Here is a 22909-nt window from a genome sequence, read left to right as displayed (position 1 = left end):
AGGCGCACGCCGCAACCCGCTTCACACCCACGCGAACCACTACGCCCCCAAGACGCACGAAATCCGATGCCGATACCCCGCCACGCATCCCCATGCTTCATGCGGCGGAGTCCCCCGCTCTCACACTAACGCGCAGGCCTGGGAAAACCCGAACGCCGGCCGACGCGCTCCGTCGTGCGGGGGATGCCGGCCGCCACGACTCCGCCGTAGCGTGGAGGCGTGGCATCCGTCGATCCTCCCCTGACCCGAGCCGCGCCGACCCCCCGGGATCTGCGCGCAGACCTCGTCCTGGCGGCGGTGATCCTCGTCGGCGCCATCCTCAGCGCGACGCTCAGCGCGATCGCGGGCATCTACGGAGAAGAGCAGGGCTCGATGCAGCTCGCGCTCGTCTACGCGGTGCTGCTGGCGGCGCCGCTGGCGGTGCGCCGGCGCTGGCCGGCGACCGTGGCGGTCGTCATCTCCCTGGCCTACTTCGCAGCCGTCACGCTGCACATCCCCGAGGTCTACGTGGGCAACATCGCGATGTTCATCGCGCTGTACACCGTGGGGGCATGGTCGGCGGATCGACGCCGAGCGGTCATCGTGCGCGTCGCGATCATCGTGGGCATGTTCGCGTGGCTGCTCATCGTCATGTACCGCGACGCCATCACCAACGCCGAGGACGCCGATGTCATCGCGGGGGCGTTCTCGCCGTTCGTGGCGCAGGTGCTGCTCGGGATCCTCGTCAACGCCCTCTACTTCGGCGGGGCGTACTACTTCGGCGAGCGGGCCTGGTCCTCCGCCGTGCAGCGGACGGCCCTCGAGCAGCGCACCGCCGAACTCGAGCGGGAGCGCGAGGTGACGGCGGCCCAGGCCGTCGCCCTCGACCGCGTGCGGATCGCCCGGGAGCTGCACGACGTGGTCGCGCACCACGTGTCGGTGATGGGCGTGCAGGCGGGAGCAGCGCGCGTCATGCTCGACTCCGATCTCGAGGGCAGCCGCAGCCTGCTGGGCGGCATCGAGCAGTCGGCCCGGGAAGCGATCGACGAGCTGCACCGGCTGCTGGACACGCTGCGCACGCCGGGCGCCTCCGATGACGCGGCGCCATCGACCGTCGGGATCGACGCGCTCCCGACGCTGGTGGCGGCGTCCGATGCCGCGGGGCTGCCCACCGTCTTCACGGTCGTCGGCGACCCGGTGCCGGTTCCGCAGGTGACGCAGGTGAACCTGTACCGCATCGCTCAGGAGGCGCTCACCAACGCCCGCCGCCACGGCGGCGCCGGGGCGAGAGCCGAGGTGCGCCTGCGCTGGACCGAGGACCGCCTCGTGGAACTCGAGATCGTCAACACCGGCCGTCGCTCGGCCGACGCGCGACCGGGGCTCGGGCAGCTCGGAATGCGCGAACGCGCAGCGGCATCCGGCGGCTCGATCGAGATCGGCCCGCGCGAGCGCGGCGGCTTCCGCGTCCGTGTCGCCGTCCCGCTGGAACCCACCCTGGCCACCGCCGCCCGATGATCCGTGTGCTCCTGGTCGATGACCACGCCCTCATGCGGGCAGGCTTCCGCGCGATCCTCGAGGCCGCCGGCGACATCTCGGTGGCGGGCGAGGCCACGAACGGTGAGGACGCCGTGGCCGCGGCATCCGCCCTGCGCCCCGACGTCATCTGCATGGACGTGCAGATGCCGGTCATGGACGGCCTGGAGGCGACCCGCCGCATCGTCGCCGACCCGGCGATCGATTCGGCCGTCATCGTGGTGACGACCTTCGACCGCGACGAGTACCTCTTCGCCGCCCTGGACGCCGGCGCGAGCGGCTTCCTGCTGAAGAACGCGGGGGCCGACGAGCTGATCGCGGCGGTCCGAGTGGTCGCGGCCGGCGACGCGCTGCTCGCTCCGGAGGTCACCCGGCGCGTCATCGGCCGCTTCGCCGCCGGGTCGGCTCCTATCCCTCGCTCGTGGGCTCCCGCGGAGTCGCTCACCGAGCGCGAGGCCGAAGTGCTGCGCCTCGTCGCGCAGGCGCGCAGCAACGGCGAGATCGCCCGCGAGCTGTTCATCGGCGAGGCGACCGTCAAGACGCACGTTTCGAATCTGCTGCAGAAGCTCGGGGCACGCGACAGGGTGCACGCCGCGGTGCTCGCGCACCAGCACGGGCTGGCCTGACCGCGGGAACTCCGTCGCGCGGGGGATGCCGCTGCCGCACCGCATCCGTAGCGTGGAGGCATGCTGCAACTGCGAAACCTCGACAAGAGCTACGGCACGCACCGCGTGCTCACGGACGTGGGCTTCGATGTGCTGCCCGGCCGCCTGACGGGCTTCGTCGGGGGCAACGGCGCAGGCAAGACGACCACGATGCGCATCGTGCTGGGGGTGCTCGCCGCCGACGGTGGCACGGTCACGCTCGACGGCGCCGCCCTCGGCGTGGATGACCGCCGACGCTTCGGCTACATGCCCGAGGAGCGCGGCCTCTACCCCAAGATGAAGGTCCTCGAGCAGATCGTGTACCTCGCCCGGCTGCACGGCTACTCCCGGCCCGCCGCGACGGATGCCGCCACGGCGCTGCTGGAGCGACTCGGGCTGGGTGAGCGGTTGGGCGACAACGTCGAGACGCTGTCGCTGGGCAACCAGCAGCGTGCGCAGATCGCCGCCGCGCTCGTGCACGACCCCGACGTGCTGATCCTCGACGAGCCCTTCTCGGGCCTGGACCCGATCGCGGTCGACGCCGTGGCCGCGGTGCTGCAGGAGCGCGCGGCGGCCGGCACGGCCGTGCTGTTCTCCTCGCACCAACTGGATTTGGTCGAGCGGCTCTGCGACGACCTCGTGATCATCGCCGGGGGAACGATCCGCGCGGCGGGGGACCGCGAGAGCCTGCGCGCCCAGCACTCCACGAAGCGCTACGAGCTGGTCTCGGCCGGCGACGCCGGATGGCTTCGCGGCGAGACCGGCGTGCAGATCCTCGATTTCGAGGGCGGGTACGCCGTGTTCGACGTCGACTCCGAGCAGACCGCTCAGCGCGTCCTCCGCGAGGCGGTCGCCCGCGGCGATGTCGGAAGCTTCGCCCCCCAGCATCCATCGCTCGCCCAGATCTTCCGGGAGGTCATCCGATGAGCACCGTCCGTCCCGCGGCCCCCCGCGAAGCAGCCGCCGTCTGGCTCGTCGCCGAGCGCGAAATCGGATCGAAGCTGCGCAGCAAGGCCTTCGTCATCTCCACGGTCATCCTGTTCCTGGGCGCTCTGGCCGGTCTCGTCATCGGCGGTCTGGCCGCGCAGAACCAGTCGGACACGCCGATCGCCGTGACCGCCGACGCTGTGCCCCTGCTGCCGACGACGGACGGCCTGAAGGTCACCGAGGTGCCCGACCGTGCTGCCGCCGAGAAGCTGGTCTCGGACGGCGAGGTGGACGCCGCGATCGTCGGCGATCCCGCCGCCGACCCCTTCGGATTCACGATCGTGGCCGAATCGTCGGCGCCGACCTCGCTCATGCTCCGGTTCGCCGAAGTGCCGCAGGTCGAGATCCTCGAGCCCGCGCAGACCGATGAGGCGGTCAGGTACTTCGTCGCGATCGGCTTCGGCATCGTGTTCCTCCTCGCCGCCAGCCTCTTCGGCTCCACGATCGCGTCGAGCGTCGTGGAGGAGAAGCAGACCAGGGTGGTGGAGATCCTGATCTCGGCGATCCGCGCCCGCACCCTGCTCGCCGGCAAGGTCCTGGGCAACACCGTCCTGGCCGTGGCCCAGATCCTGGTGCTCGCCGCGATCGCGATCGTCGGGCTCACGGTCATCGGGCAGACGCAGCTGCTGGGGCTGCTCGGCGCGCCGATCCTGTGGTTCGCCGTCTTCTTCCTGTTCGGGTTCGTCCTGCTGGCGGCTCTGTTCGCCGCCGCGGGCGCGATGGTCTCGCGGCAGGAGGACATCGGCTCCACGACGTTCCCGATCACGATCCTGGTGATGGCGCCGTACTTCCTGGTGATCTTCTTCAACGACAACCCGGTGGTGCTGACGATCATGTCGTACGTGCCGTTCTCGGCACCCGTGGGGATGCCGATGCGGCTGTTCCTGGGTGAGGCGCAGTGGTGGGAGCCGCTCATCTCGCTCGCGATCCTGATCGCCACGTGCGTGGCGGCGATCCTCGTCGGCGCGACCATCTACCGCAACTCGCTGCTGCGGATGGGCGCCCGCGTCAAGCTCAGCGAGGCACTGCGCGGCTGATCGAGGAGCGTGGAATTTATTCACGCGAATGAGGTTGTACCGGGTGGGCCGACGGAGTCCCTGCCATCCAGAACCTCTGTCAGGAGTACCCGTGAGCACACTCACCGACCGCCGCGCGGCCACCGATTCCCCCATCCTCGACGTTCTCACCGAGCGCTGGAGCACGCGCATCTTCGACGCGAACACCGCGATCGACGAGGACGCCCTGGCAAGCGCGCTCGAAGCGGCGCGGTGGGCTCCGACCGCCGCGAACACGCAGCCGTGGCGCCTGATCGTCGCCCGCCGCGGCACGGACGCGCACGCCCAGATCGTCTCCGCCCTCGCAGGCTTCAACAGCGCGTGGGCGGGCGATGCCGCCGTCCTTGTCGTGTTCGTCGCCGAGACCGTCCGCGACGGCAAGCCGATGACGTGGGCCCTGTACGACACCGGCCAGGTCGCGGCGCACTTCACCGTGCAGGCGCACGCCGACGGCCTGTCCACTCACCAGATGGGCGGCTTCGACCGCGACGCGATCACCGCCGCCTTCGGCCTGAGCGCGGAGTTCACCCCGGTCACGGTCATGGCGGTGGGCTCGCTCGGCGACATCCGCGAGGCCTCGCCCGAGCTGCAGGCGCGCGAGAACGCGCCGCGCGAGCGCCGGAGTCTCGAGGAGTCCGTGTTGCTGAGCGCCTAGCCCCCTCAGCCGCTGAGAACGGCGAGGACGTTGCCCGCGGGATCGCGGAACCACGCGATCTCCGGGCCGTACCCCCGGGAGATTCCCTTCTCGTCGCCGCCGTACTCGCCCTCGTACAGCTTGGTGACCACGCCCTTGGCATTCAGCTCGTCGACCGCGGCCTCGACGTCTCCCACCGGGAAGTTCAGGATCGTGAAGCCCGCGGGCTCATGATCGGGTTTGGGGTAGGCGATGACGTGCGCGCCCGAGCCGAGCGTGATGTCGAGGATGCCCATCTCGTTCAGCTCGACCTGCAGGCCGAGCGTCCCGGCATAGAAGGCGCGAGCCGCGTCGATGTCGTCCACGGCGAAGCCGCTGAACGCGGCCGAGTTCTCCAGCATGTTCTCTCCTGATCGCAGGGCGGTGGGTTACAGCATCCGCCCTGCGATCGCGCCGTGTCCAGGGCTCAGGCCGTCGGCTCAGCGCGCGGCCGGCGGGTTGAGGTCCGGATGCAGCGCCGTGAACAGCGAGTACGGCTTGCCCTCGGCATCCGGACCCCGCTCCTTGAACTCCTGTGCGAGTTCGAACATGCGCCGCTCCAGCTCATCCCGGTGCTCGTCCGTGAGCTTCAGGCCCAGCCACGTCGTGTTCACGTCATCGGGCGGCAGGCCCGCGATCTGCTGCAGGAACGTCTCGACCATGACGAGCGACCCGCCGGGCAGCGGCGAGCGCCACGACAGCCCGGTCGCCCGATAGGGCACTTCGCGCGAGCCCTGTGCCCCGGCGCGGTCGGGCTCGGCGACGAGGAACCCGGTCTGCACGAGAGTGCGCACGTGATGCAGCATCGTGCCCGGGTTCAGATCCAGCAGCTCGGCGAGTTCCTTATTGGTGCGCGACTCGAACGCGCACAGCCGCAGAATGCGCAGCCGGGTCGGCGAACCGAGAGCGCGGATACGCGCCTGGGCGGCGGGATCGTCCGCTTCGACGGCGATCCGCTCCTCGGGCATACCCCGATGCTAGCCGACTGATTGACAACTCTCAATCGGTCGCGCACACTGATTGACATGTCCCAATCAGACGACCTGGATGCCGAGATCCTGGCCGAGGCACGCGCCGAGTCCTCGACCCCGGCCTCGCGCGCGGGCGCCGACGATGCGGTCGAGGCCGACCAGGATCTCGCCCGCGGGGACTCCGCAGAGCAGCCGGCGCCCTCCGGCTCGCTCTGGCGCGACCGCAACTTCCTCACGATGTGGAGCGGGCAGGCTTTCAGCCAGTTCGGCGCGCAGATCACCGAGCTGGCCGTGCCCGTGCTGGCGGTGCTGCTGCTGAACGCGTCGGAGTTCGAGGTCGGCGTGCTGACCGCCGCGAACGTCGCGGCGTTCCTCATCGTCGGCCTCCCGGCCGGCGCCTGGATCGACCGCATGCGCAAGCGTCACGTGATGATCTGGGCCGACGCAGTGCGGGCGGTCGCGCTCGGCACGGTGCCGCTGCTGTGGATGCTCGGGATGCTGCAGATCTGGCATCTGGTCGCGGTCTCGCTGATCATGGGCGTCGCGACGGTGTTCTTCGACGTGTCCTATCAGAGCCTGATCCCCTCGCTCGTGCGCTCCCGCCAGATCGCCGAGGCCAACGGAAAGCTCGAGTCGACCCAGCAGATCGCCGGGCTCACCGGCCCCGCCGTCGGCGGCTGGCTGATCGGGGCGATCACCGCTCCCCTGGCGATCGTGGTGACGGTCGGCACGTACGTGGTGTCGTTGGTGGCGCTCATCTTCACGCGCGACCACGAAGTACGCCGCGCGCCGGAGGACCACCAGCCCATCCTCACCGAGATCGGCGAGGGCCTGCGCTGGGTCTTCGGCAACCCGCTGCTGCGGCGGATCGTGGCCACCACCGGTTTCGCCAATCTGTTCAGCACCCTCTCCTTCACCCTGCTGCCGATCTACCTGCTGCGCATCCTCGAGTTCACCCCGGCGCAGATGGGCATCGTCTTCTCGCTCGGTGCGGTCGGCGGGCTCCTCGGCGCGATCGCCACGCCCCGGATCGTCAAGCGTTTCGGCGAGGCGCGCACCCTGCCGATCAGCGTCATCGGCTTCAGCGTGGCGCCGCTCCTGCTGCCGGTCGCGACGCTCGTGCCGTCCATCGCGTTCCCGTTCCTGGTCGTGCAGTCGTTCCTGACGAGCTTCACCGTGCTGCTCTACAACATCACGCAGGTGACGTTCCGTCAGCGCATCACGCCACCGCGGCTGCTCGGGCGCATGAACGCGTCGATTCGCTTCTGCGTCTGGGGCGTCATGCCGATCGCCGCGCTCATCGCGGGTGCACTCGGCACCTGGATCGGCGTCGTCCCGACCCTGTGGATCGCAGCGGTCCTCGAGCTGTTCGCCGGGCTGTTCATCATCATCGGTCCCTTCTGGAACATGCGGGATCTGCCCGACGCCGACACGGACGCAGGCGCGCGCGCGACGGAGCACTCGGGCGCGGCTGACTGACGAATCCGGAATGCGCAATCCCGTGCCGGGAACCGGCCCGCGCGGCTTATCGTGAAGCATGACCGCACGCATCCTGTCGATCGGCACCGCGACACCGCCGACGACGATCACTCAGGACGGCATCCGCGACTTCTTCGCCGCACAGCCGGGCACCGACCGTCTCACTCAGCGACTGATTCGCGCGACTTTCGACGCCGCGCAGATCCAGCGACGTCACACCGTGCTGACCGAGCTCGGCGGCGGCGGCGCTGAGGGCATCTTCGTCGACGCCCACGGCGCGCTGCGGGCTCCGGGAACCGCGCTGCGCAATGCCGAGTACATCCGCCACGCGCCCGAGCTCTCCCGCCAAGCGGCGCAGGCGGCGCTCGAGGAGGCGGGGATGCCGGCATCCCGCATCACGCACGTCGTCACCGCCTCGTGCACCGGCTGCTTCGCGCCCGGTCCGGACTTCCGGATCGTCCGCGACCTCGGGCTCTCGGATGCGACCGAGCGGTACCATCTGGGCTTCATCGGCTGCGCGGCCGCATTCCCCGCGCTGCGTGCAGCCGAGCGGTTCTGCGCCGCGCAGCCCGATGCCGTCGTGCTCGTGGTGTGCACCGAGCTGTGCAGCCTCCACGTGCGCCCGAGCAGCTCACCCGACCAGATCGTCTCGTCCTCGGTCTTCGCCGACGGGTCGGCCGCGGCGATCATCACGGCGGACGCGGGCGACCGGCCGGGCCTGGACCTCGAGCGCTTCGCCACGACCCTGACCAGCCAGGGCGAGAAGGACATGGCGTGGACGATCGGGGACGACGGCTTCGAGATGGTGCTCACGGGCGAGGTGCCCCGCATCATCGGACGCGAGATCCGTGGTGCGGTGGACCGCTTCCTCGGGAGTGACGTGCCGACGGTGTGGGCCGTGCACCCGGGCGGGCGCAGCATCCTCGATCGCGTGCAGGCCGGTCTCGAACTCCCGACCGACGCTCTCGCATCCTCGCGTGCCGTCCTGCGCGACTACGGCAACATGTCCAGCGCCACCGTGATGTTCATCCTGCGCGACATCCTGCACGACGAGGGCGTCGCGCCGGACGCGAGCATCGCGGGCCTCGCGTTCGGGCCGGGTCTGACCGTCGAGTCCGCGCTGCTGACCAAGCGCGCCGCGGCCGTCGCGTCCACCCCTGACCGCGACCGGCACCTGGCAGTCGCCGGGTGAGCGGCAGGGTCAGCCTCGCGGAGCGCGACATCGCGCTGCGGGAGCTGATGGACGACCCGGCGTGCGACCCCGATCAGCTGCGCGCGACGCTGCGCCGCTTCGACACGATCAACCGGCTGGTCTCGGGGTGGGGCACCGTGTATCGCCGGCACGTGCGTCCGCATCTCGCCTCGCTCGGACGCCCGGCCCGCGTGCTGGATCTGGGCTGCGGCGGCGGCGACGTGGTCGTGAACCTGGCCCGCCGGGCGCAGCGCGATGACCTGCGCATCGAGTGGCTCGGGGCGGACCCCGACCCCCGGGCGATCGAGGTCGCCGATGCCCGGGCGAAGCCGGCGAGCGTGCGCTTCGCCTGCACCGACAGCACGTCGCTGCTCGCGGACGGGGAGACCTTCGACCTGGTCGTGTCCAATCACGTGCTGCACCACCTGAGCCCCGACGACCTCACCCGGTTCGCCGCGGAGTCCCGGCGGCTCTCGCGCGGGCGGGTGCTGCACGGCGACATCGAGCGCGGGCACCTCGCCTACGGCCTCTATGCGGTCGGGATCACCCCGTTCGCGCCGGGAACGTTCCTGCGGACGGACGGACTGCGTTCCATCCGCCGCAGCTATCGGCGGGACGAGCTGGGCGCGACGCTCGGCGCCGGATGGCATGTGACACGGCCCGTGCCCTTCCGGGTGCTGGCCGTCGCCTCGGGCACCGCCGATGACTGATGTCGTCGTGGTGGGTGCCGGGCCGGTCGGGGCGCTCCTGGCCGCCGAGCTGCAGCGCCGCGGCGTCGACGCGCGGGTGCTCGAACGACGCCCGACCGCCGGGGGCGGCACCCGCGCGATCGGGCTGCACGCGCCGGTCCTGGCGGCGCTCGAGGAGTCGGGCCTCACCGAGCGGCTGCTCGACGGCGCGCAGCGCGTGCCGCGGGGGCTCGCCCGATCGGGCGAGCACGTGCTCGGCGTGGTGCGCTTCGACCGGCTCTCGGCCCGGTTCCCCTTCGTCGCCACGCTTCCCCAGGCTCAGACCGAGGCCGTGCTCGCCCAGGTGTCGCCCGTGCCCGATCGCGGTGTCGAGGTCACCGCCGTCCGGCCCCGTCGCGATCGGGTGGAGCTGGAGACGGTCCGCCAGGGCGGCGCCGACGACGGTGCGATCAACCGCGTGAGCGCGCCGATCGTTGTGCTCGCGGGCGGATGGACCTCCCGCGCTCTGGCCTATCGCGAGGGCCGCGTACCGACCAGGAGCTATGCCGACCGGTACCTGATGTCGGACATCCCGGTGCCCGATCGCCCGCATGCCGACAGCGCTGTGGTGAACCTCGCGCCGGGCGGCGTGCTCGAGTCCTTCCCTCTGCCGGGATCGATGCGGCGGGTCGTCGCGTGGGATGCCGCGGCGGACCCCGCCGTGGACCTGCCGGACGTGCGCGTCCAACGACTTCGATCGGCGCTGCGCGCCCGAGGCGAGGCATCCGTCGCCGACGCGGTCCAGACCGCGACCGCGTTCGGCATCCGCCGCGTCTGCGCCCCCCGGCTGCGGCGCGGGCGACTCTTCGTCATCGGCGACGCGGCGCACGAGGTGAGCCCGATCGGCGGGCAGGGCATGAACCTGGGACTGCTCGACGCGGTCGGTCTGGCACCCCTGCTGACACGCTGGGTGCATGAGGGGGCCGCTCCGGAGCCCGAACTCGCCGCCTGGGAGCGCCGGCGGATCCGCTCCGCCGTCCGCGCGGGCCGGCTCGCCGCCGTGAACACCGTGCTCGGCCGGCCGCGTTCGGGCGCAGCCGATCTGGCACGGCGGATGCTCGTGACAGTGATGCTGACTCCCCCCTTCGGGCGCGGCTTCGCGTGGGCGTACTCGATGGGCCTGGATGCCGGTGCCTGACGCCGCGGACGCCGCAGACGCCGCACAGGCGCGCGGCTATCGTGGACGCATGCCCGACGAGACCACGCTTCTGATCCTCGGCGGCTCGGGGGATCTTTCCTCGCGCCTGCTGCTGCCCGCCCTCGGCCAGCTGCTCGCGCGAGAGCCGTGGCGGCGCGTCCACCTGCGCGGCGCCGGCATGGACGACTGGGACGACGAGCGGTGGCGCGAGGTCGTCACGAAGGCCTTCGCCACGGTGGGCGCGGACAGCGGCAGCGAAGTCATCGTCTCAACGAGCTACCAGCAGGCGGACATCACGAATCCGGATGACCTGCGGCGGCTGATCGCCGACATTCCGGGCCGCCTCGCGCTGTACTTCGCCGTCCCGCCCGCGATCGCCGCCCGTGCCTGCGAGGCGCTTGCCGGCATCCCCCTGCCGGAGGGCACCGTGCTGGCCCTCGAGAAGCCGTTCGGCGTCGACGAGGCCAGCGCCCGGGAGCTCAACGCCACCCTGCTCGGCCTCGTCCCCGAGAATCAGGTGTACCGGGTCGATCACTTCCTCGGCCGCTCGACCGTGCTCAACCTCCTCGGCGTGCGGTTCGCCAACCGGGTGCTTGAAGCCGTCTGGTCGGCGGAGGACATCGAGTCCGTCGTGATCCGCTACGACGAGATGCTGGCGCTCGAGGGCCGCGCGGGATACTACGACCGCGCCGGCGCGCTCGTGGACATGATCCAGAGCCACCTGCTGCAGGTGCTCGCGTTCGTGGCGATGGAACCGCCCGCCTCGCTCGACGAGGTCGACCTGCGGGCGGCGACCTCGGCCGCGCTGCGTGCCACGGCCCTGTGGCAGGACGATCCGGTGCGCTCGTCGCGACGGGCCGTGTACACGGCAGGCACCGTAGCCGGCGAAGACGTGCCCTCGTACGTGGAGGAGGACGGCGTCGACCCCAGCCGGCACACCGAGACGCTGGCCGAGCTGACCTGCGAAGTGCGCACCGCCCGCTGGAAGGGAGTTCCGTTCACGCTGCGCTCGGGCAAGGCCCTGACCGCGCGGGACGCCGAGATCGTGGTGCGGTTCCGCGCGGTCCGCCATGTGCCCGCGGGCTTCGCGGGAGAGGCGCCCGGGTCGGTGCTGCGGTTCACGCTGGGCCCCGACCGCATGTCGCTCGAACTCAACATGAACGGCGCGGACGATCCGTTCCAGCTCGAGAAGGCCGTGATGACCGCGGAGCTGGGCGAGGGGGCGCTGAAGGCGTACGGCGAAGTGCTCTCCGGCGTCCTGGACGGCGACGCGACGCTCTCGGTGCGTGCCGATGCGGCCGAGGAATGCTGGCGCATCGTGCAGCCGGCACTGGATGCGTGGCGCAGCGGCTCCGTGCCGCTCGACGAGTATCCCGCCGGCTCCACCGGGCCTGCGTCGTGGCCGGCCCTGGACGACGACGGGCCCGTTGCCGCTGAGGGCGCCGAGCCTGCGGGGTCTCAGGCGGCCAGCGCCTGACCCGTGGCGGCCAGCTGCACGCACAGCAGCAGCGCCGCGAGCATCACGAGCCGGAACACCCACCGCCCCGGCGGACGCACGAGGGCGAGCACGAGGCCGGCGATCGCGATCAGCACGACTCCCGCGAACGCGACGCCGGCCCCCACCGAGATGCCGGCATCCGGTCCGATCAGCACCGCGATCGCGCCCACGACGAGTGCCGCGGCCGCCAGCACCGCGGACACCCGCCGCCCCAGCCGGTGCGGCAGTCCGCGGACGCCCGTCTGCGCGTCGTCTTCGAGGTCGGGCAGGACATTCGTCAGGTGTATCGCCACGCCGAGCGCCGCACCGGCGACCCATGCCCAGCCGGCCGCCACGCTCGGCGGCTCGGCCGACAGGGTCACGAGCGAGGGCAGCAGTCCGAAGCTGACCATGAACGGCAGCACCGAGACGGGCGTGGATTTGAGTCCGGCGTTGTACGACAACGCCGAGCCGAGCGCGACCAGGTGCGCGAGGGCCATTCGCCAGCCGAGCGCAGCCGAGAGGACAAGGGCGAGGGCGAGGGCGAGGGATGCCGCGACCCACGCGACGCGCAGCGACACATCTCCGCGTGCGATCGGCTTGTCGGTACGGCCGGTCGCGGTGTCGCGGGCGGCGTCGATCGCATCGTTGGAGATGCCGACCGAGAGCTGACCGAGCAGGATGGCGAGCCCGAGCACGGCCAGACGCCACGGCTCCAGCCCGATGGCGATGCCGAGCGTGACCGCGACCAGCGTCACCACCACGCTGGGTCCCGGGTGCGACGAGCGCCAGAGGGCGCCGAGGACTCTCACGGTCAGGCGTCGAACGGGCGTCGCCAGCGCGCGATGCCGATGATGGCGAAGACGAGAGCCGCCAGATAGGCGAGTCCGGTCACGGTCGCGGCGACCGTGAAGACCGCCTGGGAGGTCTCGTAGGTGACAGCTCCCCCGGTCCACGTGGTCAGGGCGGAGTCGAGATGCCCGCTGTCGCCGGAATCCGGGACGGTGACCGCCGCGAGCACCAGTGCGCCCCACAGCACGAAGCTCGAGATGTCGTAGCCGAAGCGGGTCGCCCGGCCGCGGCGCACCGTGCGGTCGAAGAGCGTCATGACCGGCGGCAGCAGCAGCACGACGACCACGAGCAGCCCGTAGACGATGCCGACGATCGCCATCCAGCCCAGGTCTGCGCCCACGAGCCCGCGCCCGAGGAAGAAGAACACGGGCAGCAGCACCGCGGCCACCCATTGGGCGACGAAGACGAAACGGCCGGTGCGTGCGATGTGCATGCACCGACCGTACCGTCTGCCGCTCAGTCCTCCAGAAGCTCGGCCTCGATCACGTCGTCATCCTCCGCGGACTCGGGCGCGGCGGCCGGGCCGCTGCTGGTGAGCACCAGACTCGAGCCGGAGGCTTCGGCGTCCACTCGCACGAGGTCGCCGTCGCGCACCCCGCCCGAGAGGATCGCCATCGCCAGGCGATCCTGGATCTCGGACTGGATGAGCCGGCGCAGGGGCCGGGCACCGAACACCGGATCGTAACCGCGCTCGGCGAGCCACGCCCGGGCGTCGGGGGTGACCGCGAGCGTGAGCCTGCGGTCCTTGAGCCGGCGCTGCAGCGCGAACACCGCGAGCTCGACGATCTGGGCGAGGTCGTCCTGGGTGAGCGCCTGGAAGATCACGATGTCATCCAGACGGTTGACGAACTCGGGCTTGAACGCCTGGCGGACCAGCCCGTTCACGGCATCCCGCTTCTGCTCGATCGTCAGCGTGGGGTCGATCAGGATCGGCGACCCGAGGTTCGAGGTGAGGATCAGGATCACGTTCTTGAAGTCGACCGTGCGCCCCTGCCCGTCGGTCAGGCGGCCGTCGTCCATGACCTGCAGCAGCACGTCGAACACCTCGGGGTGGGCCTTCTCCACCTCGTCGAGAAGCACGACGCTGTAGGGCCGGCGTCGCACCGCCTCCGTCAGCTGGCCGCCCTGCTCGTACCCGATGTAGCCGGGAGGGGCACCGACGAGGCGCGAGACGGAGTGCTTCTCGCCGTACTCGGACATGTCGATGCGGATCATGGCGTGCTCGTCGTCGAAGAGGAACTCCGCCAGGGCCTTCGCGAGCTCGGTCTTGCCGACGCCGGTCGGGCCGAGGAACAGGAAGGAGCCCGTGGGACGGTCGGGGTCGCTGATGCCCGCACGCGAGCGGCGCACCGCGTCGGCGACCGCCTTGACGGCCTGCCTCTGCCCGATCAGGCGCTTGCCGAGCTCGTTCTCCAGGTGCACGAGCTTCTCGGTCTCGCCCTGCAGCAGACGCCCGACGGGGATGCCGGTCCACGCGGCGATGACCGCGGCGATGTCCTCGTCGGTGACCTGCTCGTTGACCATGCGGTCGCCCGCGGGCTCTTCGCGCTCGGCGTCGAGGAGCTGGCGCTCCAGGCTCGGGATCTCGGCGTACAGCAGCCGAGACGCCTTCTCGAGGTTGCCCTCGCGCTGGGCGCGCTCGGCCTGCATGCGCGCGGCATCCAGCTGGGTCTTCAGGTCGCCCACGCGGTTGAGCGACGCGCGCTCGCGCTCCCACCGCTCCTGCAGGCCGTCGAGCTGCGCCTGCTCCTGCGCGAGCGTGTCGCGCAGCGTCGCGAGGCGCTCCTTGGATGCCGCGTCCTTCTCCCTCTTGAGCGCGAGCTCTTCGAGCTTGAGCCGGTCCACGTGCCGGCGCAGCTCGTCGATCTCGAGCGGCGCCGAGTCGATCTCCATGCGCAGGCGCGACGCGGCCTCATCGATCAGATCGATCGCCTTGTCGGGCAGCTGGCGGCTCGGGATGTAGCGATTGCTGAGGGATGCCGCCGCTACGAGCGCGGCATCCGCGATCGCCACCTTGTGGTGGGCCTCGTAGCGCTCCTTGAGTCCGCGGAGGATCGCGACGGTGTCCTCGACCGTCGGCTCTCCGACGTAAACCTGCTGGAAGCGGCGCTCGAGCGCGGCATCCTTCTCGATGAATTGGCGGTACTCGTTGAGCGTGGTCGCGCCGATCAGGCGCAGTTCGCCCCGGGCGAGCATGGGCTTGAGCATGTTGGATGCCGCCACCGAGCCTTCGCCGCCGCCCGCGCCCATCAGCACGTGCAGCTCGTCGATGAACGTGATGATCTGACCCTCGGACTCGGTGATCTCCTTGAGGACGGCCTTGAGCCGCTCTTCGAACTGGCCGCGGTACATCGCACCGGCGACCAGGGCCGAGATGTCGAGGGTGATGAGCTCCTTGTTCTTGAGGCTCTCGGCCACGTCGCCCGCGACGATGCGCTGCGCGAGTCCTTCGACGACGGCCGTCTTGCCGACGCCGGGCTCGCCGATCAGCACGGGGTTGTTCTTGGTGCGCCGGGTCAGCACCTGACTGACACGGCGGATCTCGCTGTCGCGCCCGATCACCGGGTCGAGCTTGCCCTGCCGGGCGCGGTCGGTGAGGTTGATGCCGAACTGCTCGAGGGCGCTCTGCTGCTCCTCCTGTCCGGGCTGCTGCGTGGCGTTCATTCGTCTCCTGAAATCTGTGGTTTCGGCTCGCGTCCAAACTTGAGCCTTCTTGACTCAAGTTTATCAGAGGCCTCGCTCCCCGGCAACGGACCGGTGTCCCCCGCCGTCAGGGGCGCTGCTCGGCGAGCGCGTCCGCGTACGCCCGCCGCACCGTCTCGCCGATCCACTCGGTGCCGCGGTAGACGTTCCCCGGGCCGAGCTCGTCGGCCAGGCCGCTGACGACGACCTGATCGAGCACCTGCTGCTCGCTGATCACGAGCTTGAGCTCGGCATCCACGGCGCGAAGATCCCGCGCGTAGCGGCGGAGCACCTCGATGAGCGACAGGCCGATCTGATCGGTGCCGCGCAGCCGGATGATCACCACCGCGCCCCGCGAGCCGCGGCCGACCGCAGGCAGCTGCTGGGCGAAGATCGGCGCGCTCGCGAAGAACAGGCTGCCGTAGGGCTGTAGGACCACGACCTCGTTAGGGCCGATCTCCGCCGGCGGCGCGCCCTCGCGCATGCGGCCGCCGTCCAGGACGTGCACCTGTCGCAGGCGCACCCGGTTGGACTGCTGCGCGACGAACAGGATGATGCCGAGCCCCACGCCGACCAGGACCGCATACTGCAGCGGGATCACGAGGGTCAGGCCGAAGGTCACGGCCATGATCGCGGTCGGCAGTGGTCCGCTCTTGACCACCGACCACACCCTGCTGGGCTTGATCGTGCCGATCCCGATCACGATCAGCAGACCGGCCAGCGCCGGCATCGCGACATAGCTGACCACCTCCGAGGCGAACAGCACCAGCAGCGCCATCACCCCGCCGGCGAAGAAGAACACGAGCCGGGTCTTCGCGCCGGCGGCGACCACGAGCGAGGAGCCCGACATGGACCCGCCGACGGGCATCCCCTGGAAGAGCCCCGCGACGATGTTGCCGGCACCCTGCCCGACGAAATCGCGCGACGTGTCGGCGGGCTTCCCATCCGCCGTCGGCAGTCCCGCCGAGACCGCCGCCCCCTGCACCACGCCGACGAAGGCGAGCGAGAAGGCGGGGATCAGCAGGAACACCACGTCGTCGAAGTCCGGCAGCACCGGCGCGGGCAGCCCGCTGGGCACATCGACGATGTCGCCGAGAACCTGCACCGGCAGGAAGAGCCAGAGATTGAGCAGTGCCGTCATCGCGGATCCGATGATCACCGCGATCACGAGCCCGAGCGAGCCCACCGGCGTGAGGCGGAACAGGTAGATGAGCGCGATCACGACCAGGCCCACTCCGACCGACGCCATGCTCCACAGCGAAGCGTGCAAAAGCTGGTCGAACAGCTTCGTGATGCGGTTCGAGCCGAGCGACGCGTAGCCGGTGAGGTTCGAGAGCTGACCGAGGATGATGTTCACCCCGACGGCGGTCACGAAGCCGGTCATCACGGGCGTGGGCACGAAGCGCACGAGTCGCCCGCCCCCGAGCAGGCCCGCGATGATCATCACGATGCCGGTCATGATCGCCAGGGTGTACAGCGCCCGATCGGGATCGGCACGGCTCTGCAGGTCGCTGTCCGACACGATCAGGGCCATCGCCCCGGTCGCCTGGACTGCCATGAACGTGCTGCTGGTGAAGAACGTCGCACTGACCATGCCGAACAGGTACGCGTACAGGCCCGCGATGGGGTTGAGGCCCGCCAGCAGACCGGCCGCGAGCCCGTCCGGCACCGCCTCGATGCCCAGCACGACGCCCGACACGGCATCCTTGCCGATCGTCTTCCGGGAGAAGAGTCTCCGCAGGGCCGCGCGCACGCTCACACGCTATCGAACGCGCGCGGCCGCGTGCACTCAGGCCGCGGTGCCGGCGAGTTCGGCCTGGCGCCGCTGCAGGGCGGAGCCGCCCGTGCCGATCTCGCAGCAGAAGGTCGCCCGGTACGCGGTCGGGGTCGTGCCGAGCACGCGGGCGAAGTTCTGACGCAAGACGGATGCCGACCCGAATCCGCACTCGTCGGCGATGCGATCGAGCCCGAGGTCGGTCTGCTCGAGCAGCCGCTGCGCCTGGATGATCCGCTGCCTGCCGAGCCAGGCGGCCGGGGTCGTGCCGTAGTCGGCCTTGAAGCGACGTGCGAACGTGCGCGGCGACATGTGCGCCTTCGCGGCCAGCTGGTCGACCGTGAGGTCGCTGCGCAGGTTGGCGAGCATCCAGTCCGTGACCGGGGCGAGCGACATGCTCGACGCCTCAGGCAGCGGACGCAGGATGAACTGCGCCTGTCCGCCGTCGCGCTGCGGCGGCACGACCATCCGCCGGGCGATCGTGTTGGTCATCTCGGCGCCGAGCTCCTGCCGCAGCAGGTGCAGGCAGGCATCCAGGCCCGCCGCGGTGCCCGCACTGGTGATGATCCGACCGTCCTGGACGTACAGCACATCGGGATCGACCTCGATGGACGGGTACATCGAGGTCATCGTGTCGGTGTACATCCAGTGCGTCGTCGCCTTGCGGCCGTCGAGCACCCCCGCCTCGGCGAGGATGAACGAGCCGCTGCACACGCTCAGCAGCCACGCGCCACGCTGGGCAGCGTGACGGACGACGTCCAGGACGCGCGGGTCGGTGCGACCCCACCACTCGTGCGGAGTCGGCGAGACGACGACGAGGTCGGCCTCGTACGCGAAGGACAGATCGTGCTCGACGTTGATCGAGAAGCCGAGCTTGGACGGGACGACGCCCGGGGTGGGCGCGACGATGCGGAAGTCGAAGTTCGGGATGCCGTCATCGGTGCGATCGAGCCCGAAGGCCTCGCACGCGACGCCGAATTCGAACGGCGCGAACCCATCCTGGACGATGACGGCGACGGTCTTCATGGGGCTCCTCGAGACGCTGACGGTGATGGCAGTATTCGAACGATGTGTGTCCATCCTGCCACTCGTGGCGGAATCACGTCAAGCGTAGCGTTTCTGCCATGTTGATGCTCATTCTTCTCGCAGCCCTGTCCGCCTACGCCATCGGTGCGTCCCTCTACTCGCTCAGGAACGACGGTCTCCACCGGATGCCGACCGACTACACCCGCCTGCCCTGACGCCGTGGGGCCTCGAGCGCTCGCCCACATCGTCGCGAGATCACCCGCTGTTCGCGAGTCCACCCCGCGTACGCTCGTACTGCGTGTGACTTCGCGAGCAGCGGGTGATCTCGCGCAGAGCGCCGCGGGCTCAGCCGCGCACGCGCTCGTAGATCCCGACCATCGCCGCGGTACGTGACGACTGCCGGAAACGCTCGCGGACCGACGGGTCAGGCACCGGGGCCGTGCCGGCGGCGATGTCGGAGGCCGCGATGCGCAGCGTCTCGGCGAGAGCCGACACCGAGGCATCCGGCACCTGCCAGAACCCCGAGCCGAGCTCGCCACCGATGTCCGGGTCGCTGATCACGGCCGGTGTTCCCAGCGACGCGGCCTCGAAGACGGTCATGCCCTGCGTCTCGAAGCCGACCGAGGTCTGCACGACCGCATCGGCCCCGGCGATGCGGCGCAGGGTCTCGGCGTAGGGCAGCCGGCCCGCGAACACCACCGGGTCCTGCAGGCCGAGCCGTTCGATCAGTCGGCGGGCCGCCTTCTCCTGCGCCCCTCCGCCGATGACCTCGACCTCGGCGTCGACGCCCGCCTCGCCCACTGCCTCGAGGAACGGCAGCAGTCGCTTCTCGGGACTCATCCGACCGAGCCAGACGAAGCGCGGTCTGCCGGGCACCCGTTCCCGCGGGCCGGCCGCGAGCGCGGCATCCAGCACGTCGTCGTCGATGCCGTTCCACACGTCCACCACCGGCGAACCGTCGGCGGCGATCACCCCGTGCTCGTCCAGCCGGCGTGCGAAGTGCGCGGAGGGGGCGGTGACGGCGGCGGATGCGGCCGCGAAGCGACGCAGGTACGACCAGCCGTCGCGACCGGCGTCGGCGGCGACGATCCCCCGGAGCGCGCGGCGCTGCCAGCCTTTCAAGACCCGCAGCACCAGTCCCGGCAGCGGCGCGGTCGCCTGGATGCCGACATCCACCCGGTTGTGCATCGTGTGCACGACCGGCAGGCCGTGGCGCGCGGCGAATCGGTGCCCGGTGAGCGCGCCCCAGAAATCGGCCTGCACATGCACCACGTCGACGGACCCCCGGCGAGCCAGCGCAGCATCCACGAACCGATCCGTGCGCCCCCCGGGCCAGGTCATCGCGTACTCGCGGTCGGGCGTGATGGGGATCGACGGCGTGTCGACGTAGGCCGCATCGGCGGCACTCGCGCGCGGGCCGTGCATCCGCGGCGCGACGATCGTGACGGTGTGGCCGGCCCGCTCGAGGAACCGGCGCTGCAGGCGCATCGACACCTGAGCCCCGCCGAGCGACTCGACGTGCTGGTCGCCGAACATCACGACGTGCATCGCCGGCTAGCCGGGGAGCGGTTCGTCGCGGTACAGCGCCTCGAACGTGTCGAGGGTGCGGTTGATGTCGTGGATCACGACCCCGTCCAGCGACGCCTGCTGCATGCGGCGCCGCTCGTCGGGGGCGGCGGTGAGCACGTCGTTCAGGCGCGCTGCCATCTGCTCGACGTTGCCGGGCTCGAACAGGTAGCCGTTCTCGCCGTCATGCACCAGGTGCGGCAGGGCCACCGCGTCCGCGGCGACGATCGGCAGTCCGGATGCCATGGCCTCCATGGTCGCGATGGACTGCAGCTCGGCGATCGAGGCGATCGCGAACAGGCTCGCGCGGCTGTAGAGCGTGCGCAGATCCTCCTCGGCGGCGTGGCCGTGGAACGTCACGCGACCGTCGAGCCCCAGCGAATGGACGAGCGCTTCGAGGTTCTTGCGCTGATCGCCTCCGCCCACGAGGTCGACGTGGACGTCGAGGGCCGGATCGAGTCGCGCCACGGCCTTCAGCAGCACATCGATGTGCTTCTCCGTGGTCAGGCGCCCGACGAACAGGATGCGGTTCGCGTCCCGCGGCGTCAGGTCGGGCCGGTAGTTCGAGCGGTCGATGCCGCAGCTGATCGGGATGACGCCGGTGATCTCGATCGTCGACTCCAGGAAGTCCGCGGCTTTGCGCGTCGGCGTCGTCACCGCGCGGGTGAGGTCGAACGTGCGCTTCGCGTCGGCCCAGGCGAGGTCGAGCATGATGTTGTTCAGCGAGCCGGGCAGCGTCGTGAAGTCGAGGATGTTCTCGGCCATCACGTGGTTGGTGGCGATGATCGGGATGCCGCGCTTGCGCGCCTCGCGCGCCAGGCCGCGCCCGATGATGATGTGAGACTGGATGTGCACGACATCGGGCTTGACCGTGTCCAGGACGCGCCGCGCGTGGTGCTTGGACATCCACGGCAGCACGAAGGACAGCCAGTCGTGCGGCCACCAGCGCCACGAGGGCAGGCGGTACAGCATCATCGGCTGGTCCTCGATCACCTCGATGCCCGAGCCGCGCGACCAGTGCTTCGCAGCGGGCGCCATCACGTGGACCGCGTGACCGCGGGCGACGAGCCCGGCGGCCAGCCGCTCGGCGAAGCGGGCGGCGCCGTTGACGTGCGGCGCGAAAGTGTCGGCGCCGATCAGGACCGTGAGCGGGCGGCGGTCGGCGGGCTGTGCGGCACGGGAATCGTCGGGCGTCTCGGACGGGGTCACGGGATGCTGGTCGCCTATCTCTGCGCGGGGGCGGATCGCACGGGGACGGTGCATGTGCGGGCCAACTCTACCCGAGGCCCTGCCCGGCACCCTGAACGACCCCGGCGACGCTGTCTCAGCTTCGCCGGGGCGACCTCTCGTACGCTGGGGTCATGCCCCGACTTCAGGCCGATGCCGACAGGACGCGCTGGGTCGCGGTCACGGATTCCCTCGGCTTCGGCGGTCGGCGTCATCGCAAAGCGGCGATCCGGATGCTGCTCGACCAGGCCAACCGCGCCATGGGCGTCGCCGAGCGGCCCGGCGGTGGATTCGCCGCCTGGGCGATGAGCCAGGCGACTCCCTTCCTGATGCGCAGAGCCGCGGGTCGCGTGCTCGTCTGGGTGTGGAAGGCCGATCCCGAGCTGCTGGTCGTGATGGCGCAGGTGCAGCAGGCGACGCCCCAGCTTCGTGCCGCCCGTGCCGGTCTGCCGATGGAGTACGACGACACCGAGACGTTCCGCGGCACCTATCTCGGTGTGGGCGAGAAGCTGTCCATGCCGCTGCCGGCCGATCCGCGCACGCCGCCGTTCGCGACCTACACGTGGGACACCGGAAGCCACTTCGTGAACGTCACCGCGGTCTGCAGCGACCGCGAGCGCTTCGGGACGGTGATCGGCGCCGTAGACGAGCTGGCTCGCACGCTGCGGATCACCGACGACCTCGCTCTGGGTGAAACTCCGGGTGTTCTGCGGATCGAGCCCTAGTCACCGCGACCCCGCCTCAGACTTTCAGTGCCTGCTTCGGCATGACGATCTCGCGGATGATGAGCAGCAGCGACGCCATGATCGGCAGCGCGACGAGCACGCCGATGACTCCGGCCAGAGCCCCGCCGACCATCGCTCCGATGAGCACGAGCGCGGCCGGAATCGAGACCGCCCGGTTCATCACGCGCGGGCTGACGACGTACGACTCGATCTGGATGTACACCAGGTACGCGATGCCGAAGGTCAGGGCCTGGGTCGGGCTCGAGAAGAGCGCGACGATCATCGCCAGAATCCAGAAGATCACGGAGCCGAACAAAGGGATCAGCGTGATGACGAATGCGATGAAGGCCATGAGGGCGGCGAACGGCAGATTGATCACGACGTGCAGGACGAACACCACGCCGGCGTTGATCGACGAGAGCGTCACCGAGCCCAGCAGCGAGCTGCCGACCGACGCCGTGATCCGCTCCGTCATGTCGGTCAGCGTCGCGCGACTGTGGGCCGGCGCCAGGCCGTAGAGCGCCTGCTTCATGCCAGTCAGCGATGACAGGAAGTAGAGCGTCAGGGCGATCACGATGAAGCTCGCCGTGATCGCGTTGACGATTCCGATGCCGACCGCCAGCGCCCCGCCTCCCACCGCGGCGATCGTCTCGGGCTTGGCCAGCAGCGCGGACAGCTCATCGAGTGCCGCCCCGACGGCATCCTGCAGGTCGGGCGGAAGCGCGAGGAACCACTCCGATCCGATCGCGTCCTGCACGGCTGCGGGGAACGCCGTCACGAACTGCGCCACCTGGTTGAGGATCGGCGGCAGGACGAAGATGAAGAACGCGGCGGCCAGCACCGCGAACGCCCCGAACACGATCGCGATACCGCCACCGCGCTTGACGCCTCGGCGCTCGAGCACGCGCACGATGGGGTCGAGGCCCAGCGAGATGAACAGCGCCAGGACGATGTAGATCAGGATCGCGGTGATCGATGCGATCGCCGAGCCCAGCAGCAACCCGCCGAGCACACCGAGCGTCGAGACGAACGCGATGACCAGTGGCCGGTCGATCAGGGCGAGGACGCCCCGCCGCTCGATCGCGGGGCGCGGCGCAAGCGCGGGCGAGTCGGGGACGAGGTCGGCAGAGGGCTCGGACATGCCCGAACGTTAGCGCCCCTGCGTTCGCAGGGCCTCATGCCGCGGGGGTGAACCGCAGGA

21 protein-coding genes are annotated in these 22909 nt (G+C 70.5%); 11 read left to right on the top strand and 10 right to left on the bottom strand.

All coding sequences use genetic code 11. The features are described 5' to 3' along the window. The first annotated feature begins 219 nt into the window (after positions 1-219). From RWQ91_RS05785 to RWQ91_RS05765, 5 genes are all read left to right on the top strand, one after another. On the top strand, positions 220-1494 hold the full coding sequence (locus RWQ91_RS05785; RefSeq protein ID WP_314503479.1) for a sensor histidine kinase: 1275 nt from the start codon (positions 220-222) through the stop codon (positions 1492-1494). Continuing rightward, positions 1491-2138 (top strand): response regulator transcription factor, encoded by a 648-nt coding sequence (locus RWQ91_RS05780; protein ID WP_314503477.1) that lies wholly within the window; start codon positions 1491-1493, stop codon positions 2136-2138. The genes RWQ91_RS05785 and RWQ91_RS05780 overlap by 4 nt, the downstream gene beginning before the upstream one ends. 60 nt (positions 2139-2198) lie before the next feature. Continuing rightward, positions 2199-3083, top strand: coding sequence for an ATP-binding cassette domain-containing protein (locus tag RWQ91_RS05775; RefSeq protein WP_314503475.1), 885 nt, complete (start codon positions 2199-2201; stop codon positions 3081-3083). After that, positions 3080-4180: an ABC transporter permease gene (locus tag RWQ91_RS05770; RefSeq protein ID WP_314503474.1), complete on the top strand. Its 1101-nt coding sequence runs from the start codon at positions 3080-3082 to the stop codon at positions 4178-4180. Before RWQ91_RS05775 ends, RWQ91_RS05770 begins: the two co-directional genes overlap by 4 nt. A gap of 91 nt (positions 4181-4271) precedes the next feature. Then, entirely contained in the window at positions 4272-4853 is a 582-nt protein-coding gene (locus RWQ91_RS05765; protein ID WP_314503471.1) for a nitroreductase family protein, read from the top strand. Between the two features lie 5 nt (positions 4854-4858). On the opposite strand, the gene RWQ91_RS05760 is transcribed toward RWQ91_RS05765, so the two are convergent. Beyond that, on the bottom strand, positions 4859-5233 hold the full coding sequence (locus RWQ91_RS05760; protein WP_314503470.1) for a VOC family protein: 375 nt from the start codon (positions 5231-5233) through the stop codon (positions 4859-4861). A gap of 78 nt (positions 5234-5311) precedes the next feature. Next, positions 5312-5839, bottom strand: coding sequence for a winged helix-turn-helix domain-containing protein (locus tag RWQ91_RS05755; RefSeq protein WP_314503469.1), 528 nt, complete (start codon positions 5837-5839; stop codon positions 5312-5314). 57 nt (positions 5840-5896) lie between these two features. Between RWQ91_RS05755 and RWQ91_RS05750 the strand changes: the two genes are divergently transcribed. The 5 genes from RWQ91_RS05750 to RWQ91_RS05730 are packed head-to-tail and all read left to right on the top strand — an operon-like array spanning position 5897 to position 11856. Next, complete coding sequence (locus RWQ91_RS05750) at positions 5897-7321, top strand: MFS transporter (RefSeq protein WP_314503467.1); 1425 nt, start codon at positions 5897-5899, stop codon at positions 7319-7321. A 58-nt stretch (positions 7322-7379) separates the two neighbouring features. Further along, positions 7380-8513, top strand: a complete 1134-nt coding sequence (locus tag RWQ91_RS05745; RefSeq protein WP_314503464.1) for a type III polyketide synthase — start codon at positions 7380-7382, stop codon at positions 8511-8513. Between the two features lie 47 nt (positions 8514-8560). Next, positions 8561-9223, top strand: a complete 663-nt coding sequence (locus RWQ91_RS05740) for a methyltransferase domain-containing protein (RefSeq protein WP_399546066.1) — start codon at positions 8561-8563, stop codon at positions 9221-9223. Then, on the top strand, positions 9216-10379 hold the full coding sequence (locus RWQ91_RS05735) for an NAD(P)/FAD-dependent oxidoreductase (RefSeq protein ID WP_314503462.1): 1164 nt from the start codon (positions 9216-9218) through the stop codon (positions 10377-10379). Before RWQ91_RS05740 ends, RWQ91_RS05735 begins: the two co-directional genes overlap by 8 nt. A 49-nt stretch (positions 10380-10428) precedes the next feature. Continuing rightward, positions 10429-11856, top strand: coding sequence for a glucose-6-phosphate dehydrogenase (locus RWQ91_RS05730; protein ID WP_314503461.1), 1428 nt, complete (start codon positions 10429-10431; stop codon positions 11854-11856). Here RWQ91_RS05730 and RWQ91_RS05725 read toward each other — a convergent pair. The 7 genes from RWQ91_RS05725 to RWQ91_RS05695 form a co-directional block, all read right to left on the bottom strand. Further along, positions 11838-12668: a UbiA family prenyltransferase gene (locus tag RWQ91_RS05725; RefSeq protein ID WP_314503459.1), complete on the bottom strand. Its 831-nt coding sequence runs from the start codon at positions 12666-12668 to the stop codon at positions 11838-11840. The genes RWQ91_RS05730 and RWQ91_RS05725 overlap by 19 nt on opposite strands. Positions 12669-12670: 2 nt before the next feature. Next, complete coding sequence (locus tag RWQ91_RS05720; RefSeq protein ID WP_314503457.1) at positions 12671-13141, bottom strand: hypothetical protein; 471 nt, start codon at positions 13139-13141, stop codon at positions 12671-12673. Between the two features lie 23 nt (positions 13142-13164). Further along, positions 13165-15372, bottom strand: a complete 2208-nt coding sequence (locus tag RWQ91_RS05715; protein ID WP_314503454.1) for an AAA family ATPase — start codon at positions 15370-15372, stop codon at positions 13165-13167. A 106-nt stretch (positions 15373-15478) separates the two neighbouring features. Then, on the bottom strand, positions 15479-17143 hold the full coding sequence (locus RWQ91_RS05710; protein WP_314503451.1) for a SulP family inorganic anion transporter: 1665 nt from the start codon (positions 17141-17143) through the stop codon (positions 15479-15481). Between the two features lie 36 nt (positions 17144-17179). Beyond that, complete coding sequence (locus RWQ91_RS05705; RefSeq protein WP_314503449.1) at positions 17180-18190, bottom strand: helix-turn-helix domain-containing protein; 1011 nt, start codon at positions 18188-18190, stop codon at positions 17180-17182. 345 nt (positions 18191-18535) lie between these two features. Next, complete coding sequence (locus RWQ91_RS05700; protein ID WP_314504336.1) at positions 18536-19726, bottom strand: glycosyltransferase; 1191 nt, start codon at positions 19724-19726, stop codon at positions 18536-18538. Between the two features lie 18 nt (positions 19727-19744). Further along, entirely contained in the window at positions 19745-21019 is a 1275-nt protein-coding gene (locus RWQ91_RS05695) for a glycosyltransferase (RefSeq protein WP_399545949.1), read from the bottom strand. Between the two features lie 98 nt (positions 21020-21117). Between RWQ91_RS05695 and RWQ91_RS05690 the strand changes: the two genes are divergently transcribed. Beyond that, on the top strand, positions 21118-21708 hold the full coding sequence (locus tag RWQ91_RS05690) for a hypothetical protein (protein WP_314503443.1): 591 nt from the start codon (positions 21118-21120) through the stop codon (positions 21706-21708). A 16-nt stretch (positions 21709-21724) separates the two neighbouring features. Here the strand turns inward: RWQ91_RS05690 and RWQ91_RS05685 are convergent, their stop codons facing one another. Continuing rightward, positions 21725-22849 (bottom strand): AI-2E family transporter, encoded by a 1125-nt coding sequence (locus tag RWQ91_RS05685; RefSeq protein WP_314503440.1) that lies wholly within the window; start codon positions 22847-22849, stop codon positions 21725-21727. Between the last annotated feature and the right edge of the window lie 60 nt (positions 22850-22909).

This window comes from uncultured Microbacterium sp. (genome assembly GCF_963524805.1).
Lineage (GTDB): Bacteria > Actinomycetota > Actinomycetes > Actinomycetales > Microbacteriaceae > Microbacterium.
The sequence above is the reverse complement of the archived record's forward strand: the minus strand, read 5'-3'. Positions and strand labels throughout refer to the sequence as shown.